The sequence below is a fragment of the Enterobacter cloacae complex sp. P14RS genome (assembly GCF_014895895.1).
Classification (GTDB): domain Bacteria; phylum Pseudomonadota; class Gammaproteobacteria; order Enterobacterales; family Enterobacteriaceae; genus Enterobacter; species Enterobacter bugandensis.
Genome location: NZ_JADBQM010000001.1, coordinates 24,598 through 40,790, shown reverse-complemented (window position 1 = coordinate 40,790; position 16,193 = coordinate 24,598). Strand labels below are relative to the sequence as shown.

The following is a 16,193-nucleotide window of genomic DNA, read 5'->3' as shown; positions in this document are numbered from 1 at the left end:
CTGCCGTTCAACGATAAGGGAAAGTAATGTCGAACGAACGTTTTAACAGGAGTCAGCCCGGTTGCCAACTGCCTTAGTGCATCACCAGGCACTTTGTTGCGCGGGATCAGGAAGCGTAGCGGCAGAATTTGACAAATTTATTACCGTAATAATAAATCACAGTTTTTTAAAATTATTCTTAGTTTGTCATAAAAGTTTCATTCCAGAACGATAAAACCCTTCCTGTTTTTTCACGGGACTTAAGCATCAGCTTATCGTCCAGCGAATTTTTAAAGCGCGTTTATAAGACAGGATCGAAAATGAAAAAGAGCACTCTGGCATTAGTGGTTATGGGCGTGGTGGCTTCCGCATCTGTTCACGCAGCAGAAGTTTATAATAAAAACGGTAATAAACTGGACGTGTACGGCAAAGTGAAAGCTATGCACTATATCAGTGATGATGACACCAAAGATGGTGACCAGACTTACGTTCGTTTCGGTTTTAAAGGCGAAACCCAGATTAACGATCAGCTGACGGGCTATGGCCGTTGGGAAGCTGAATTCGCAGGTAACAAAGCTGAAAGCGACTCCTCGCAGAAAACACGTCTGGCGTTCGCCGGTATTAAACTGAAAGACTTTGGTTCACTGGATTACGGCCGTAACCTGGGCGCGCTTTATGACGTCGCGGCATACACCGATATGTTCCCTGAGTTCGGCGGTGACGGCCTGGCACAGACCGACAACTTCATGACGAAACGTGCCTCCGGACTGGCCACCTACCGCAATACCGACTTCTTTGGCATGGTAGACGGTCTTGATATGACCCTGCAGTACCAGGGCAAAAACGAAAACCGCGACGTGAAAAAGCAGAACGGTGACGGCTTTGGTACGTCTCTGGCCTATGACTTCGGCGGCAGCGATTTCTCCGTCATTGGTGCTTATGCCAGCTCCGATCGCACCAACGCGCAGAACCTGCAGGCGCGCGGTGAAGGTAAAAAAGCCGAGGGCTGGGCAACCGGTCTGAAATACGACGCGAACGATATTTACCTGGCCACTATTTATTCTGAAACCCGCAATATGGCCCCTATCTCCGGTGGTTTTGCAAATAAAGCGCAAAACTTCGAAGTGGTTGCACAATATCAGTTTGACTTTGGTCTGCGCCCATCCGTGGGTTATGTACAGTCCAAAGGTAAGGATATCGAAGGCATTGGCGACGAAGATATCGTGAAATATATTGACGTGGGCGCCGCGTATTACTTCAACAAAAACATGTCCGCGTTTGTTGATTATAAAATCAACCAGATTGACGACGATAATAAGCTGGGCGTGAGCAGCGATGATATCGTTGCGCTGGGTGTGACGTATCAGTTCTAAGATTATCCTAATAAGAAAATCCCGGCATACAAGCCGGGATTTTTTTGCCCAGGGTAAATGCGGTCTCCTGCCCTCACCCCGGCCCTCTTCCAAAGGAAGAGGGAAAAACCATTACGCGGTCAGCTTCACCGCTTCGCTGGAAAAGTCATCCGCTGGCTCGAACTTAAGGTCCAGGGTGGCCAGCAGCGCGCTCGCTTTGTCGTGGAACTCTTTCAGGGTGTATTCCAGGCGATCGATCACTTCCTGATCTTTGATGGTCGTGGCCTGCCAGTTGCCGTCTTTATTAAACAGGCCAAACTGATAGCTATACGTAAAACGTTTCTCCTCTGCTTCCATTTCCATCCACCAGCCCCAGAATTCACGTTTTTCGGGTGCAGGCTTCACGTTGACGCATACAGCCAGGCAGTCGAAAAAAAAGCGATTCTCTTCACACTGCTCTTCTCGAATATACGGGCCGAGAGCCATAAATTTCTTAATCAGCCTACTTTTCGGGTGTCCACTCGGTAACGTCATTGCGATCTCCTTTTGTGAAGCCACTGTTTTACCAAACCAGCGAAATTTAGCAATCTATTAACACACTCTCTGGGCGATCCAGCGCGTGATCTCTTTCAAGGCTTTGTCAAAATTCTGATACACCGGGCTGAACGGCACCTCAAGCAATTTGCCATCCGCAGATGACGAAGTGATTAAGCGCGACTCTTCTTCCGGGCTGAACGGATCGTTTTTCCAGAAACCGGACAGCATCGGCGTCGGGCAGCGGCGTCCAAGCAACCCTTGCGTTTTTAACGAGTAGCGATTGAGTTCGACGCGCAGCGCTTCGTCTGAGGCATCATGCATGCCAAGTCGACTGGCAAGGACGTCCAGATACATCTCCGGCACGCTGCCCTGACGGGCAGGATCGCTGAGCAGGGCGTGAACCACCGGGCCCAGGCAGGCGACGGCCTTCAGACGTGAAGATTCAAGGTAAGCCAGACGCACCGCAACGTTGGCACCAAAACGGAAGCCGAACGCCGCGACGCGGGTGTGGTCAACCCACGGAACATTTTCCAGCGCTTTAAGCGCATGCTGGTGCAGCAGGCTCGAATCCTGCGTTAACTTCCACTTCGATGAGAATCCAATAGAAGGCATATCGAGCGTCAGCATCGCGATCCCTTTTGGTGCGAAGTAGCGCTCATACAGGCTGTAATAGTCGATTTGCAGGGAGTCCAGCCCGCCGCACATTAGCACGGTCGGGAACGGGCCGTCGCCTTCAGGCATGTGCAGGAACCCGGTGACGGGCGCACCGCCCGGAACGGCGAACTCAAGCTCGCGCATCTGACCCGGCAGACGTTGAGCAGCTTCCTCATAGGCACGATTCGCCAGCGCCTGAGCCTGCTCGGCCAGCTCATCCCCTTTCAAATGCGGATAGGCGGCGATGGCGTAGAGGTTGGCCGCATGCAGCCAGTGCTTGCCGCTTCGCGTGGCATCCTCTTCCTGGCTGGCTTTTTGCTGCCAGAGCATCGCCTGTTTAGACCATTCGTAGATCCAGTTCCCGCCCCGGTAGCCCACCACCGTGTCGTAGAGCTCGCTGTCAGTACGCTCCGACTCGCTCATTACGATACGCGCCTGCACGTCGAGGATTTCACGGGGATCGATACCGCGCCAGATCCACATCAGGCGGTTAATCATGCGATACCAGTGGGGCACGTTTTTACCGTCTAACGCAGACTGGACGGCAGGCATGGTTCCCGGATTAAACCGACGGACCAGCGTCGACGTTTCAGGGTGTTTGAAACGGGGTTTGAAAAGCGTCTCGGTGAGATTTGCCTGCGTCATTGCGTTGCCTCCATGGATACGTCATATAGTGCCCATTGTAACGCGTGGCAGGCCAAAAAGAACAACGCCCGGCATAGCCGGGCGTGTAAAGTTACGTACTGGTATTAACGGCCTGAAATAGGCGGTACGAAGACCACGCCCATATCCCACGGCTGTTCAATCCAGGTATCCTGCGGGATATCAATCACGTAATCGTCGACCAGCGGACGGCCAGCAGGCTTCGCAAAGATAGTGACGAAGTGCGCTTTCGGGTACATTTCGCGAATTGCGACCGCTGTACCGCCGGTATCCACCAGATCGTCGATAACGATGAAGCCTTCACCGTCGCCTTCAGCGCGTTTCAGCACTTTCAGCTCACGCTGGTTATCATGGTCATAGCTGGAGATGCAGACGGTATCGACATGACGAATACCCAGCTCACGTGCCAGCAGCGCCCCCGGTACCAGACCGCCACGGCTGACGGCAATAATGCCTTTCCACTGTTCGGAAGGCATCAGACGCGCAGCCAGTTTGCGTGCGTGAATCTGCAACATGTCCCAGGTGACGACGTATTTTTCGCTCATGTGAAGTGTCCCAGCCTGTTTTTATACGGCTTAAAAAGTGTTCGAGGGGGAAATAGGTTGCGCGAGATTATAGAGATCTGGCGCACTAAAAACCAGTGTTTAGCGCTCCCTGCCTGAGTTTTTACATGCTTTATGCTACCAGCCAGCAGAGAAAGTGGTATTCTCAGTTGCATCTCGCAAGCCTGTCTTGTGGTAACTATTAACCTGCTAACCCTGTGGCCTGCAACCCTGTTTGCAGCGCCTCGACAAGGAGACTTATCGTGTCTGAACTGTCTCAATTATCTCCGCAGCCGCTGTGGGATATTTTTGCCAAAATTTGCTCCATTCCACACCCTTCCTACCATGAAGAACAGCTTGCCGAACATATTATGGGTTGGGCGAAGGAAAAAGGTCTGCACGCAGAGCGCGACCAGGTTGGCAACATTCTGATCCGCAAACCGGCTACCGCAGGCATGGAAAACCGTAAACCGGTTGTACTGCAGGCGCACCTGGACATGGTGCCACAGAAAAACAACGACACCGTTCACGACTTCACTAAAGACCCAATCCAGCCGTACATCGATGGCGACTGGGTAAAAGCGCGCGGCACCACCCTGGGCGCGGACAACGGCATCGGTATGGCCTCTGCGCTGGCGGTGCTGGCTGACGACAGCGTTGAACACGGTCCACTGGAAGTGCTGCTGACCATGACCGAAGAAGCGGGCATGGACGGCGCGTTCGGTCTGCAGGCGAACTGGCTGCAGGCAGATATCCTGATCAACACCGACTCCGAAGAAGAAGGTGAGATCTACATGGGCTGCGCGGGCGGGATTGATTTCATCTCCACCCTGCCGCTGTCACGCGAAGCGATTCCTGCGGGCTTCCAGACCTTCAAGCTGACGCTGAAAGGGCTGAAAGGCGGCCACTCCGGCGGTGATATTCACCTGGGCCTGGGTAACGCCAACAAACTGCTGGCACGCTTCCTGGCGGGCCACGCGGCCGAGCTGGACCTGCGTCTGGTGGACTTCAACGGCGGCACCCTGCGCAACGCGATCCCACGCGAAGCCTTTGCCACCGTGGCGGTGCCAGCGGCGAAAGCGGACGAGCTGAAAAAACTCTCCAGCGTCTACCTGGATATCCTGAAAAACGAACTGTCGGCGAAAGAGAAGAACCTGACCGTGGTGCTGGAATCCGTGTCTACGGATAAAGCCGCCCTGACCGCGCAGTCTCGCGATAGCTTCGTTCAGCTGCTGAACGCGACGCCAAACGGCGTGATTCGCAATTCTGACGTGGCGAAAGGCGTTGTGGAAACCTCTCTGAACGTGGGCGTGGTGACCATGAGCGACGACAGCGCGGAAATTATCTGCCTGATCCGCTCCCTGATCGACAGCGGTAAAGAGTATGTAGTAAGCATGCTGGAATCTCTGGGTGCGCTGGCGGGCGCGAAAACCTCCGCCAAAGGCAGCTACCCTGGCTGGCAGCCGGATGCAAGCTCTCCGGTGATGGCGCTGGTGCGTGAAACTTATCAGCGTCTGTTCAACAGCACCCCGAACATCCAGGTGATCCACGCGGGTCTGGAATGTGGTCTGTTTAAGAAGCCGTATCCGGACATGGACATGGTTTCCATCGGGCCAACCATTACCGGTCCACACTCGCCGGATGAGCAGGTTCATATTGAAAGCGTCGGCCATTACTGGACGCTGTTGACGGAACTGCTGAAGGCGATCCCTGCGAAGTAATTTGTCGTCTGTTGCCCGGCGGCGCTACGCTTGCCGGGCCTACGATGAGTGTAATCTACAATCCCAAAACCAGCTGACGCTCCAGCAGTGGATCCAGCAGCGTGACGTGCAGTCCCACCAGCCTCACCCCTCGTCCGCCTCGTCGTTCTTCCCACGCCTTTTTCGCCGTTGCGATAAGATCTTCTTTGTTCAGGCGCGGCCAGACGTGCTCCTGCGTCGTCTGCTGAAAGTCGTTAAATTTCAGCTTGATGCCCTGTCGGGCAATCAGTAAATCAGGCTTTACTTTGATCAGGCGTCGCTCCAGCTCTGGATAGAGCTGTTCCGTAATAATGGTTTCGCATTCCGACCAGTCATGGATGTCTTCGCTCAGCGTGCGCTCAACCCCGACCGATTTACGAAGCCGTTCGTTGTTTACATCGCGGTCGTCAATGCCCTGACTGCGCTCCCACAGCACGCGGCCAAACTTCCCAAAGCGCTTGAGCAGCATAGCCAGGTCGCTTCGCTGCACGTCTTCGCAGGTGCGTAACCCCATACTTTCCAGCTTCGCGGCGGAGACTTTGCCTACGCCGGGGATTTTGCCAAGCGGCAGCGTTTTTAAAAACGCCGGGACCTCTTCAGGGGTGATGACGTACTGGCCGTTGGGTTTATTTAAATCGGAAGCAATTTTGGCGAGAAATTTTACCGGCGCGACACCTGCCGACGCGGTGAGATTCAGCTCGTTGAAAATGGTCTGGCGGATCTCCTGCGCCATCAGGGTAGCGGAGCCGTGACAGTGCAGGCTGTCGGTGACGTCCAGATAGGCTTCGTCCAGCGAAAGCGGTTCAATCAGTGAGGTGTAGCGGGAGAAGATTTCGCGTATATGGTTTGAGGCTTCTTTATAGGCGTCAAAGCGCCCTGGCAAAAGAGTAAGGTGCGGACACAGTTTCAGCGCCATCGCCGTCGGCATGGCGCTGCGCACGCCAAATTTGCGTGCAGGATAGTTGGCGGTGCTGATCACACCGCGCTGAACGCGGCTGCCGCCAATGGCGATGGGAATATCCCGCAGCGCCGGGTTGTCACGCATCTCCACTGCGGCAAAAAAGCAGTCCATATCGACATGGATTATTTTGCGCATCGGTCACACCACACATGTATTTATATACAGTATAACAAAAGGCAAAAAATGCGTCAGCTATTTTCCTTACTCACGATTGTCATATAAACGTGTTACAAACATTCGTAATAAAGCCTTTATATACATACATTTAGAAACTCAATGGAGCGGAATTATTCATGAAGAAAATTCTCCCGATTTCGTTACTGTTTCTGGCGAGTGCTGCATCTGCTAGCGCTGCGATCGTTGCCCACCGGGGCGGGACTGCGGATGCACCTGAAAATACCCTGCCAGCCATTAAGCTCGCCCTCGAAAACAAAGCAGATATCGTCTGGATAACCGTGCAGTTAAGTCGGGATGGCATACCGGTTCTCTATCGACCTGCCGATCTTAAAGCGTTAACCAATCTGCAGGGAAAGGTGTCACAGTATACCGCTGAAGAACTGGCAAAAGCGGATGCCAGCGTGAAGTGGAAAGATAAGGGCCTGCCGGAAAGCCTGCTTAATTCCCCGATACCGACGCTGAAGTCGGTGCTGAGCGCCTGGCCAGATACGCGTTTTTTCATTGACATCAAATCGCCGGATGCCGATCCGGCGACCATGGGCAACGCGCTGCTTAACGTATTGAAAGAGACCAACAGCCTGAATCGCGTTCGCGTTTATTCAACCGAAGATCGCTATATGGAAGCATTGCCTGTCGAAATCCCCCGCTTTGTCACGCGCAGCGAAACCCGCACGCGCCTGGCCACGATTTCGTTGAGCCATGAATGCCTGCCTCCTTCACAAAAAATGGACGATTACTGGTATGGGCTTGAGTTAAACCGAAAAGTAGAAGTGGTCGAGAAATTCACCTTAGGCGAAGGTGTCTCTCCTGCAACATTAACTTGGGACAAAGAGGCCGCTGACTGCTTCCGCTCTCAGGGCAATGCCCATCTGATTTTTATCGGCGTGAACTCTGAAGAGGATTACCAGAAGGCGAAAACACTGGGTGCCGAAGGGGTTCTTGTGGACTCACCAGCCAAAGCCAAAAGCTGGGCAAAATAAATGACAAAGGCCGCACGAAGCGGCCTTTTCCTAGATGATCCTCTGCTGGTCCCGGGCCATGCGCTTTTTACGCGCATCGCACGGTTCGGGGCAGTCGCACACCTTTTCCATTCCGATGGAAGAGATACCTCCACAGCTGCCCTGAATGCTTTTACGCTTGATGATCCAGCCTAAAGACATACCGAACACCACCAGCAAAAACACCGCAAAGGTTGCCAGAAAGGTCAACATAATCAGCCTCCGAAATCATCAAGGAGGATGTTTTCATCTTCCACGCCGAGATCTTTGAGCATCTTGATCACGGCGGCGTTCATCATTGGCGGACCACACATATAGAACTCGCAGTCTTCCGGTGCCGGGTGCTGTTTGAGGTAGTTTTCATACAGCACGTTGTGGATGAAGCCCGTATAGCCCGTCCAGTTATCTTCCGGCTGCGGATCGGAGAGCGCCACGTGGAAGGTAAAGTTCGGATTCTCACGCGCCAGCTGTTCAAACTCATCGTCGTAGAACATTTCGCGCAGCGAGCGCGCACCGTACCAGAAGCTGATTTTACGCTTGCTGCCGAGACGCTTGAGCTGATCAAAGATGTGCGAGCGCATAGGGGCCATACCCGCACCGCCGCCGATAAAGACCATTTCGGCGTCGGTATCTTTAGCAAAAAACTCGCCGAACGGACCGGAGATCGTCACCTTGTCGCCTGGCTTAAGGGACCAGATATACGACGACATCACGCCAGGCGGCGCGTCAGGCACGTTTGGCGGCGGCGTGGCGATACGCACGTTGAGCATGATAATGCCCTTCTCTTCCGGGTAGTTAGCCATGGAATAGGCGCGCAGCGCGGGCTCTTTTACCTCGGAAACAAAGCGGAAGAGATTAAATTTATCCCAGTCGGCCCGGTACTCATCGGGCACGTCGAAGTCCGCATAGGCCACGGTGTGCGCCGGACACTCAATCTGGATATACCCACCTGCACGGAACGGGACGCTCTCCCCTTCAGGGACACGCAGCTTGAGCTCTTTAATGAACGTGGCTTTGTTATCGTTCGAGATAACCTCGCACTCCCATTTTTTCACGCCGAAAATCTCTTCCGGCAGCTCAATCTTCATGTTCTGACGCACCGCGACCTGGCACGCCAGGCGGCACCCCTCTTTCGCTTCGCGCTTCGTGATATGCGACAGTTCAGTAGGCAGAATATCACCGCCCCCCTCTTTCACCGTCACACGGCACTGCCCGCATGAGCCGCCTCCACCGCAGGCTGACGAGACAAAAATCCCGTTGCCCGAGAGCGTATTAAGCAATTTGTCCCCTGCCGGAGTGCGGATCTGGTTCTGCGGATCGTCATTGATATCAATGATCACATCCCCGGAATTAACCAGCTTTGCGCGCGCCGCCAGAATCAGCCCTGACAGCACCAGTACTATCAGCGTGAACATCACCACGCCAAGAATAATTTCCATCTGTTAACCCTTATAGCTGCACACCGGAGAAGGACATAAAGCCCAACGCCATCAGGCCGGTGGTGATAAAGGTGATCCCTAAGCCACGCAGCCCCGCAGGCACGTTGGCATATTTCATTTTTTCACGGATCCCCGCCATAGTGACAATCGCCAGCATCCAGCCGATACCGGAACCGAAGCCGTACACCACCGATTCACTGAAGTTGTAATCGCGCTGAACCATAAACGAGACGCCACCGAAGATGGCGCAGTTCACCGCGATCAGCGGCAGGAAGATCCCCAGCGCGTTGTACAGCGACGGGAAATACTTATCGAGGATCATCTCCAGGATTTGTACCAGCGCCGCAATCACCCCGATGAAGGTGATGAAGTTCAGGAAGCTAAGATCGACGCCTTCCACCAGCGCGCCGTCCCGCAGCACGAAGTTGAACACCAGGTTGTTAATCGGAACCGAAAGCCCCAGCACAACGGTGACCGCCACGCCCAGGCCAAATGCCGTCGAGACCTTTTTAGAGACGGCAAGGAACGTACACATGCCCAGGAAGAAGGCGAGCGCCATGTTTTCAACAAACACCGCGCGCACAAATAAACTCAGGTAATGAGCCATTGTCGGTTACTCCTTTTCCTGCTGCTCAGGCTTCAGCGTACGAATCAGCCAGATCAGCAAACCGATAATGAAAAACGCGCTTGGGGCCAGCAGGAACAGGCCGTTCGGCAGATACCAGCCGCCGTTTTGTACCGTATCCAGCACCTGAACGCCAAACAGCTTGCCGCTGCCAATCAGCTCGCGCAGGAAACCGACCGTCAGGAGGATCACGCCGTAGCCCAGGCCGTTGCCGATACCGTCCATAAAGCTCGCCAGCGGCGGCATTTTCATGGCGTAGGCTTCAGCGCGCCCCATCACGATGCAGTTGGTGATAATCAGCCCGACAAACACCGAAAGCTGTTTGGAGGTTTCATAGGCGAACGCGCGCAGCAGCTGATCGACCACGATCACCAGCGAGGCGATGATCGCCATCTGCACGATGATCCTCACGCTGTTGGGGATGTGGTGGCGGATCATCGAGATAAACATGCTGGAAAACGCCGTCACCAGCGTTACCGCCAGCGTCATCACCACCGCCGTTTCCAGCTTAGTGGTCACCGCCAGAGCCGAGCACACACCCAGCACCTGCAGGGTTATCGGGTTATTGGCTAAAAGTGGGCCAATCAGCACTTTTTTAACTTCTTTCAGTTCACCCGTATCAGCCATTATTCAGCGCTCCTTCACGTACGTTCTTCAGGAAGGGACCAAAGCCCAGTTCACCCATCCAGAAATCAAAACTGTGCTGCACCCCGTTAGAGGTGAGCGTGGCGCCGGAAAGACCGTCCACGGCGAATTCATCCCCAGGACGCGCGCCTCCTTTCACCACCTTCAGCGCAGGCTGACCGTTATCATTGAGCACTTTTTTACCGATAAACTGCGCACGCCAGTTAGGGTTTTCCACTTCGCCACCCAGCCCCGGCGTTTCGCCCTGATCGTAATAAGTAATACCTTTGACCGTGCGGCCATCGGTATCCAGTGCCACAAACGCATACATCATTGACCATAAGCCGTTGCCGTAGATGGGCAACACGATTTCCTGTATGCGCTTCTGCTCGTCACGGACGAGGTAAATTTCCGCGACATTGCTGCGGCGCTTAATGCCAGCCGGATCCTGCGAGGCGTCAAGCACGGTGCTCATCTGCGGATCCTTTAATGCCAGCGCCTGGTTATATTTCGCCGGGTCTTTATCCATCAGCTCGCCGGTTTTTAAATCCACCAGCCGTGCGGTAATGCGTTCAGCAAACACGGCCGCGACGTCGTCCTTCGTCATGCCTTCCTGCATCAGCCCGGCCACGGCCAGGATGTTGCGCTGTTTATCCAGCGCGCGCTGTTCCTGCTGCAGCGGCTTTAACCCTACGGCGGAACCGGCAACCACGATGGAACAGACCAGACACAGTACCAAAACCACCAGCAGCGTTTTGCTGATGCTGTCGTTATTTTTAACCTCAGCCACGCGCCTTCCTCCGCTTAATGTTGGCGCGCACGACCAGGTAGTCGAACAGCGGCGCAAACAGGTTGGCAAACAGAATGGCCAGCATCATCCCTTCCGGATAGGCCGGGTTGACCACGCGAATCAGTACACACATCACGCCAATGAGCGCGCCGTAGCACCATTTTCCCCTGTCGGTAAAGGAGGCCGAGACGGGATCGGTGGCCATGAACATCATGCCAAACGCAAAGCCTCCCAGTACCAGGTGCCAGTACCACGGCATGGAGAACATCGGGTTCGTGTCTGAACCAATAAGGTTGAACAGCGTGGCGGTAAGCACCATGCCGAGCATAACGCCCGCGACGATGCGCCAGGACGCCACGCGGCCAAAGAGGATGATGGCCCCGCCGATCAAAATCATCAGGGTAGATACTTCGCCAATGGAGCCCGGAATGTTGCCAAGAAACGCGTCAAACCAGGTCACGGGCTGGCCGGTAGCATTGTTGACCAGCGTTTCGCCGCCGCCTGCCGCCCACTGTGAAAGTGGCGTCGCGCCGGAGAATCCGTCTGCTGCCGTCCACACCAGGTCGCCCGAAATCTGCGCCGGGTAAGCAAAGAACAGGAACGCACGCCCCGCCAGCGCCGGGTTGAGGAAGTTACGACCGGTGCCGCCGAAAATCTCTTTGGCAATCACCACGCCAAAGCTGATCCCCATCGCCGCCTGCCAGAGCGGCAGAGTAGGCGGAACAATCAGCGCAAACAGAATGGAGGTCACGAAGAAGCCCTCGTTGATCTCGTGTTTGCGGATGATGGCGAACAGCACTTCCCAGAAGCCGCCCACGATAAAGACGGTCATGTAGATCGGCAGGAAGAAGACGGCCCCCAGCGTCATCATGCTGACCCAGCCTGCATCAGCCGCAAAGCTCACGCCCAGCGACTGCGCCAGACGATAGTGCCAGTCAGACTGGATCACCTGCGCCAGCTGCTGGGCGTCGTACATATGATGCAGCGCCGGAATGGTTTGCAGACCAACGTTGTACATGCCCCAGAACATAGCCGGGAAAACCGCAAACCACACCAGGATCATCATGCGTTTCAGATCGATGGCATCGCGTACGTGCGCTGCCCCTTTCGTCACCAGACCCGGAGTGTAGAAAATAGTCGTCGTCGCTTCATACAGCGGGTAGTACTTTTTGAGCTTCCCTTCGGTAAAGTGCGGCTCAATTTTTTCAAAGAGGTGCTTTAATCCCATGGTTATCCTTCCTGCTCAATGCGGGTTAACACCTCGCGCAATACGGGTCCATATTCGTATTTACCCGGACACACATAGGTACAGAGCGCCAGATCTTCTTCATCCAGTTCCAGACAACCGAGCGCCTGCGCGCCGTCGGTATCGCCTGCCAGAAGATCGCGCAGCAGCACGGTAGGCAGAATATCCAGCGGCATTACACGTTCGTAGTTGCCAATCGGAACCATCGCGCGCTCGCCGCCGTTCGTGCTGGTAGAGAAGTTAAAGAGCTTATGACGCAGAAAGTGGCCAAGCGTGGTGCGGGTGACGGAGTATTTTTCTGCGCCAGGCAGAACCCAGCCGAACAGCTCTTTCTCACGCCCTTCCAGAACGACGCTCACCTGAAGATGGAAACGTCCCAGGTACGCGTGTGCATTGACAGCGCGGCGGCCGCTGAGTACCGAACCGGAAATGAGGCGGTTTTCACCCTCTTTCGTTTCCCCTGCCAGCAGTTCATTAATGTCTGCTCCCAGAAGCGTCTTAACCAGACGCGGGTTTGCGGCCTGCGGCCCGCCGATAGCGATAATCCGTTCAGCGCAGAGTTCACCCGTAGTAAAGAGCTTACCGATGGCAATGACATCCTGATAATTAAGGTGCCAGACCTGTTTTTTAAGGCTCACCGGCTCAAGGAAGTGGATATGGGTCCCTACCAGACCCGCCGGATGCGGGCCGGAAAATTCATTAAACGTAACCTGCCCCTGCGGATGGCCGCCAAGCTTGCCGCCGCTGGCCTGGCAAACGTGCACTTTTCCGGGCGTCAGGCGAGTCAGAACGGTCAGCCCGGCATCAAAGGCTTTACGCTGCGCCAGGATAATGGGCTGCGGGTCTGCGCTGAGCGGGTTGGTGTCGATGGCCGTCACGAAAATGGCAGCCGGGGCGGTATCAGGAACGGGGGATTTGCTGAAAGGACGCGTACGCAGCGCCGTCCACAGGCCGGATGCGAGCAGCTGAGCCTGCACATCTTCGCGGCTAAGCGTCGCGAGGTCTGCCGCATCATAACGAGCAAACTCACGCTGTTCATCGCCTTCAATGAGGATTACCACCGACTGCAGCACGCGACGCTCGCCGCGGTTGATCGCTACCACGGTGCCGCTGGCGGGGGCCGTGAACATGACGCCGGGATTTTTTTTGTCTTCAAAGAGCGCTTGCCCTTTGATCACGCGATCGCCCTCCTGCACCAGCATTGAAGGACGCATGCCCAGATAATCGTCACCTAAAATTGCGACATGACGGACGCTTGCGCCACACGAGACGTGCTGCTCAGGCACGCCTGCAATCGGCAAATTAAGTCCTTTTTTTATTTTAAACATGTGGTTAGCAGGTTTCCATAAACAACAATCCAGTGGGCGCAAAGTGTAACATTTTCCCCTTCTCTCGGGCAGGGGATCCACGGTCGGGCGCGCCAAAATGCGAGCTATTACGCAAAGTTCCTGGAGCCAGCGCATTTTTGATGGTTTATAAAGTAAAACTAATTTGTAAACTCACCGCCCGGCTCTTGCGAAAATCTATAGCGGTGCTAATGTGAGCGCACCTAACAGAATAATCTGATTTCGGGTCTCTTTTGCCGTCCTGGCAAGTTAGTCCAGGTTTTATCAAGGAATTTGTAGTATGCGTAAAATCGCATTGTTCATTGCGATGCTTCTGATTCCGTGCATGTCGTTTGCCGGGCTGCTCAGCAGCAACAGCTCCACCACGCCGATCAGCAAAGAATATAAACAGCAGTTAATGGGATCCCCGGTTTATATTCAAATCTTCAAGGAAGAGCGCACGCTCGATCTGTTTGTAAAAATGGGCGAAACATATCAGCTGCTTGATAGCTACAAAATTTGTAACTATTCCGGCGGGCTGGGCCCGAAACAGCGTCAGGGCGATTTCAAAAGCCCGGAAGGTTTTTACAACGTTCAGCGTAACCAGTTAAAACCGGATAGCCGCTTCTATAAAGCCATCAACATCGGTTTCCCGAACGCCTATGACCGTGCTCACGGTTATGAAGGGAAATACCTGATGATCCACGGTGCCTGCGTGTCTGTCGGCTGCTACGCGATGACCGACTCCGGCATTGATGAGATTTTCCAGTTCGTAACCGGCGCACTGGTCTTTGGGCAGCCTAACGTTCAGGTCAGCATCTATCCGTTCCGCATGACCGATGCCAATATGGCGCGCCATAAGTACTCTTACTACGCCGATTTCTGGAAACAGCTGAAGCCGGGTTATGACTACTTTGAGCAGACCCACAAGCCGCCGGTAGTCTCTATCGTCGATGGCCGTTACGTGGTCAGCAAACCGCTGAGCCACGAAGTCGTCCCCCCGCAGCTGGCGTCAAATTACACGGTCCCCGAGACAAAATAGCACCCACTCGCCTGGCATAATCTTTTGCCAGGTTTCGTTGCCCGTCAGCGGCTGCGTTGCAATAACGGTGACCACATCGTTCGGTGTGGTCTCTTTCTGAAAATCTATCTCCACATCCTGATCGAGCAGCGTAGCAACGCCAAACGGCGCACGGCGCGTGATCCAGAAGAGATTCGTCGAGCAGAACGCCATCACGTAGCGCCCGTCAGACAACAGCATGTTAAATACGCCTTTTTCACGCAATTCGGCTGCCAGCGTCGCGATGTATTTGAATACGGCGGCCATATTGCCGGGCGTGCGCGGATAACGTTCCGTCAGCTTGTGCAGCAGCCAGCAGAAGGCCTTCTCGCTGTCCGTTTCGCCCACCGGGCGGAAGTTGCCCGTTTCCAGAGATTTATAGCCCGTAAGCTGCCCGTTGTGCGCGTAGGTCCAGTTACGGCCCCACAGCTCGCGGGTAAAGGGATGGGTATTTTCCAGCGCAACTTCGCCGCGGTTTGCCTGGCGAATATGCGCGATCACCGAACAGGATTTAATGGGATAGTCCTGTACCAGTTTGGCAATCGGTGAGTTAAAGCTGGGCTGTGGATCTTTGAACGTGCGACACCCTTTGCCTTCGTAGAAGGTGATGCCCCAGCCGTCTTTATGCGGCCCGGTTCCCCCACCGCGCTGAACCAGCCCGGTGAAGCTAAAGCAGATATCGGTTGGCACATTGGCGCTCATCCCGAGCAGTTCGCACATACATCACCTCCACAACAGCGGGGGGCACCGGTGCCCCCAGCGAAGTCTTACTTAACCATCTCTTTTTCGATCAGCTGGATCAGGATGTGGATCACTTTGATGTGAATTTCCTGAACGCGATCTGCATAGCCGAAGTGCGGAACGCGAATTTCGATATCCGCCGTACCGTCCATCTTACCGCCATCTTTCCCGGTCAGGGTGATGACCTTCATCCCTTTTTCACGCGCAGCGGCGATCGCTTTGATCACGTTCGCGGAGTTACCGGAGGTAGAGATACCCAGCAGCACGTCGCCTTCACGGCCTACTGCCTCAACGTAGCGGGAAAAGATGTGGTCGTAACCGAAGTCGTTGCCTACGCAGGAGATGTGGCTCACGTCGGAAATCGCAATCGCCGGGTAGCCCGGACGGTTTTCGCGATAGCGTCCGGTCAGCTCTTCGGCGAAGTGCATGGCGTCACAGTGGGAACCGCCGTTACCGCAGGAGAGCACTTTGCCACCGGCCTTAAAACTGTCGGCCAGCAGGACCGCCGCGCGCTGAATAGCGTGAATATTGGCATCATCTTTCAGAAAGTTCGCCAGCGTTTCCGCCGCTTCGTTCAGTTCGTTACGAATAAGATCCTGGTACATGAGGATAATCCTTCAGTATTGATGAAATAACACAGTGGAGTGTACCGGATAGCGGGAAAAGCGAGAAGCTAAAGCCATGCGAATCGTCCGGCGTTTTGATTTTTTGTGCCGGCGAAAACGCGAACAATGTGAACCA

The 16,193-nt window shown here is 54.6% G+C and carries 17 protein-coding genes; 4 read left to right on the top strand and 13 right to left on the bottom strand.

Annotated elements, in window-relative coordinates; genetic code table 11:
- The first annotated feature begins 299 nt into the window (after positions 1-299).
- On the top strand, positions 300-1,352 hold the full coding sequence (gene phoE, locus IM295_RS00215) for a phosphoporin PhoE (RefSeq protein WP_193066055.1): 1,053 nt from the start codon (positions 300-302) through the stop codon (positions 1,350-1,352).
- Positions 1,353-1,463: 111 nt separating this feature from the next.
- Here phoE and crl read toward each other — a convergent pair whose 3' ends face one another.
- From crl to gpt, 3 genes are all read right to left on the bottom strand, one after another.
- Positions 1,464-1,865 carry a sigma factor-binding protein Crl gene (gene crl, locus IM295_RS00210; protein ID WP_008500249.1) on the bottom strand — a complete coding sequence of 134 codons (402 nt, stop codon included), beginning with the start codon at positions 1,863-1,865 and terminating at the stop codon, positions 1,464-1,466.
- Between the two features lie 57 nt (positions 1,866-1,922).
- Positions 1,923-3,167, bottom strand: coding sequence for an esterase FrsA (frsA, locus tag IM295_RS00205; protein WP_028012084.1), 1,245 nt, complete (start codon positions 3,165-3,167; stop codon positions 1,923-1,925).
- Between the two features lie 104 nt (positions 3,168-3,271).
- Positions 3,272-3,730, bottom strand: coding sequence for a xanthine phosphoribosyltransferase (gpt, locus tag IM295_RS00200; RefSeq protein ID WP_003863205.1), 459 nt, complete (start codon positions 3,728-3,730; stop codon positions 3,272-3,274).
- Positions 3,731-3,990: 260 nt separating this feature from the next.
- On the opposite strand from gpt, the gene pepD reads away from it, so the two are divergent.
- The gene (gene pepD, locus IM295_RS00195) at positions 3,991-5,448 is read left to right on the top strand and encodes a cytosol nonspecific dipeptidase (protein WP_045630671.1); all 1,458 of its coding nucleotides are present in this window, start codon (positions 3,991-3,993) and stop codon (positions 5,446-5,448) included.
- 55 nt (positions 5,449-5,503) lie between these two features.
- Here pepD and dinB read toward each other — a convergent pair whose 3' ends face one another.
- A complete protein-coding gene (dinB, locus tag IM295_RS00190; RefSeq protein WP_193066054.1) occupies positions 5,504-6,562 on the bottom strand; it encodes a DNA polymerase IV in 1,059 nt (352 codons plus the stop codon).
- Between the two features lie 158 nt (positions 6,563-6,720).
- On the opposite strand from dinB, the gene IM295_RS00185 reads away from it, so the two are divergent.
- Positions 6,721-7,584, top strand: coding sequence for a glycerophosphodiester phosphodiesterase family protein (locus tag IM295_RS00185; protein ID WP_193066053.1), 864 nt, complete (start codon positions 6,721-6,723; stop codon positions 7,582-7,584).
- Positions 7,585-7,614: 30 nt separating this feature from the next.
- Here the strand turns inward: IM295_RS00185 and nqrM are convergent, their stop codons facing one another.
- Genes nqrM through IM295_RS00150 form a run of 7 tightly spaced genes read right to left on the bottom strand, consistent with a single transcriptional unit; the run spans position 7,615 to position 13,654 of the window.
- A complete protein-coding gene (gene nqrM, locus IM295_RS00180; protein ID WP_041911135.1) occupies positions 7,615-7,815 on the bottom strand; it encodes a (Na+)-NQR maturation NqrM in 201 nt (66 codons plus the stop codon).
- A 2-nt stretch (positions 7,816-7,817) separates the two neighbouring features.
- Positions 7,818-9,041 (bottom strand): NADH:ubiquinone reductase (Na(+)-transporting) subunit F, encoded by a 1,224-nt coding sequence (gene nqrF / locus IM295_RS00175; protein ID WP_045259789.1) that lies wholly within the window; start codon positions 9,039-9,041, stop codon positions 7,818-7,820.
- A gap of 10 nt (positions 9,042-9,051) precedes the next feature.
- Positions 9,052-9,648 (bottom strand): NADH:ubiquinone reductase (Na(+)-transporting) subunit E, encoded by a 597-nt coding sequence (gene nqrE / locus IM295_RS00170; RefSeq protein ID WP_003863217.1) that lies wholly within the window; start codon positions 9,646-9,648, stop codon positions 9,052-9,054.
- A 6-nt stretch (positions 9,649-9,654) separates the two neighbouring features.
- Positions 9,655-10,293 carry an NADH:ubiquinone reductase (Na(+)-transporting) subunit D gene (locus IM295_RS00165; protein ID WP_028012078.1) on the bottom strand — a complete coding sequence of 213 codons (639 nt, stop codon included), beginning with the start codon at positions 10,291-10,293 and terminating at the stop codon, positions 9,655-9,657.
- A complete protein-coding gene (locus IM295_RS00160; RefSeq protein ID WP_041911137.1) occupies positions 10,286-11,080 on the bottom strand; it encodes a Na(+)-translocating NADH-quinone reductase subunit C in 795 nt (264 codons plus the stop codon). Before IM295_RS00160 ends, IM295_RS00165 begins: the two co-directional genes overlap by 8 nt.
- Positions 11,073-12,308 carry an NADH:ubiquinone reductase (Na(+)-transporting) subunit B gene (locus IM295_RS00155; protein WP_028012076.1) on the bottom strand — a complete coding sequence of 412 codons (1,236 nt, stop codon included), beginning with the start codon at positions 12,306-12,308 and terminating at the stop codon, positions 11,073-11,075. Before IM295_RS00155 ends, IM295_RS00160 begins: the two co-directional genes overlap by 8 nt.
- A 2-nt stretch (positions 12,309-12,310) precedes the next feature.
- Entirely contained in the window at positions 12,311-13,654 is a 1,344-nt protein-coding gene (locus IM295_RS00150; RefSeq protein WP_193066052.1) for a Na(+)-translocating NADH-quinone reductase subunit A, read from the bottom strand.
- A gap of 298 nt (positions 13,655-13,952) precedes the next feature.
- On the opposite strand from IM295_RS00150, the gene dpaA reads away from it, so the two are divergent.
- On the top strand, positions 13,953-14,693 hold the full coding sequence (gene dpaA / locus IM295_RS00145; protein WP_193066051.1) for a peptidoglycan meso-diaminopimelic acid protein amidase: 741 nt from the start codon (positions 13,953-13,955) through the stop codon (positions 14,691-14,693).
- On the opposite strand, the gene IM295_RS00140 is transcribed toward dpaA, so the two are convergent.
- Positions 14,664-15,431, bottom strand: a complete 768-nt coding sequence (locus tag IM295_RS00140) for a class II glutamine amidotransferase (protein ID WP_028012073.1) — start codon at positions 15,429-15,431, stop codon at positions 14,664-14,666. The two genes, dpaA and IM295_RS00140, sit on opposite strands and share 30 nt — an antisense overlap.
- Positions 15,432-15,478: 47 nt before the next feature.
- Positions 15,479-16,057: a D-sedoheptulose 7-phosphate isomerase gene (lpcA, locus tag IM295_RS00135; protein ID WP_003863232.1), complete on the bottom strand. Its 579-nt coding sequence runs from the start codon at positions 16,055-16,057 to the stop codon at positions 15,479-15,481.
- Positions 16,058-16,193: the final 136 nt, after the last annotated feature.

Bases quoted from the DNA above. Each gene is read 5' to 3' on its own strand.
- phoE (WP_193066055.1), top strand. From the start codon at position 300: ATGAAAAAGAGCACTCTGGCATTAGTGGTTATGGGCGTGGTGGCTTCC.
- crl (WP_008500249.1), bottom strand. From the start codon at position 1,865: ATGACGTTACCGAGTGGACACCCGAAAAGTAGGCTGATTAAGAAATTT.
- frsA (WP_028012084.1), bottom strand. From the start codon at position 3,167: ATGACGCAGGCAAATCTCACCGAGACGCTTTTCAAACCCCGTTTCAAA.
- gpt (WP_003863205.1), bottom strand. From the start codon at position 3,730: ATGAGCGAAAAATACGTCGTCACCTGGGACATGTTGCAGATTCACGCA.
- dinB (WP_193066054.1), bottom strand. From the start codon at position 6,562: ATGCGCAAAATAATCCATGTCGATATGGACTGCTTTTTTGCCGCAGTG.
- IM295_RS00185 (WP_193066053.1), top strand. From the start codon at position 6,721: ATGAAGAAAATTCTCCCGATTTCGTTACTGTTTCTGGCGAGTGCTGCA.
- nqrM (WP_041911135.1), bottom strand. From the start codon at position 7,815: ATGTTGACCTTTCTGGCAACCTTTGCGGTGTTTTTGCTGGTGGTGTTC.
- nqrF (WP_045259789.1), bottom strand. From the start codon at position 9,041: ATGGAAATTATTCTTGGCGTGGTGATGTTCACGCTGATAGTACTGGTG.
- nqrE (WP_003863217.1), bottom strand. From the start codon at position 9,648: ATGGCTCATTACCTGAGTTTATTTGTGCGCGCGGTGTTTGTTGAAAAC.
- IM295_RS00165 (WP_028012078.1), bottom strand. From the start codon at position 10,293: ATGGCTGATACGGGTGAACTGAAAGAAGTTAAAAAAGTGCTGATTGGC.
- IM295_RS00155 (WP_028012076.1), bottom strand. From the start codon at position 12,308: ATGGGATTAAAGCACCTCTTTGAAAAAATTGAGCCGCACTTTACCGAA.
- IM295_RS00150 (WP_193066052.1), bottom strand. From the start codon at position 13,654: ATGTTTAAAATAAAAAAAGGACTTAATTTGCCGATTGCAGGCGTGCCT.
- dpaA (WP_193066051.1), top strand. From the start codon at position 13,953: ATGCGTAAAATCGCATTGTTCATTGCGATGCTTCTGATTCCGTGCATG.
- IM295_RS00140 (WP_028012073.1), bottom strand. From the start codon at position 15,431: ATGTGCGAACTGCTCGGGATGAGCGCCAATGTGCCAACCGATATCTGC.
- lpcA (WP_003863232.1), bottom strand. From the start codon at position 16,057: ATGTACCAGGATCTTATTCGTAACGAACTGAACGAAGCGGCGGAAACG.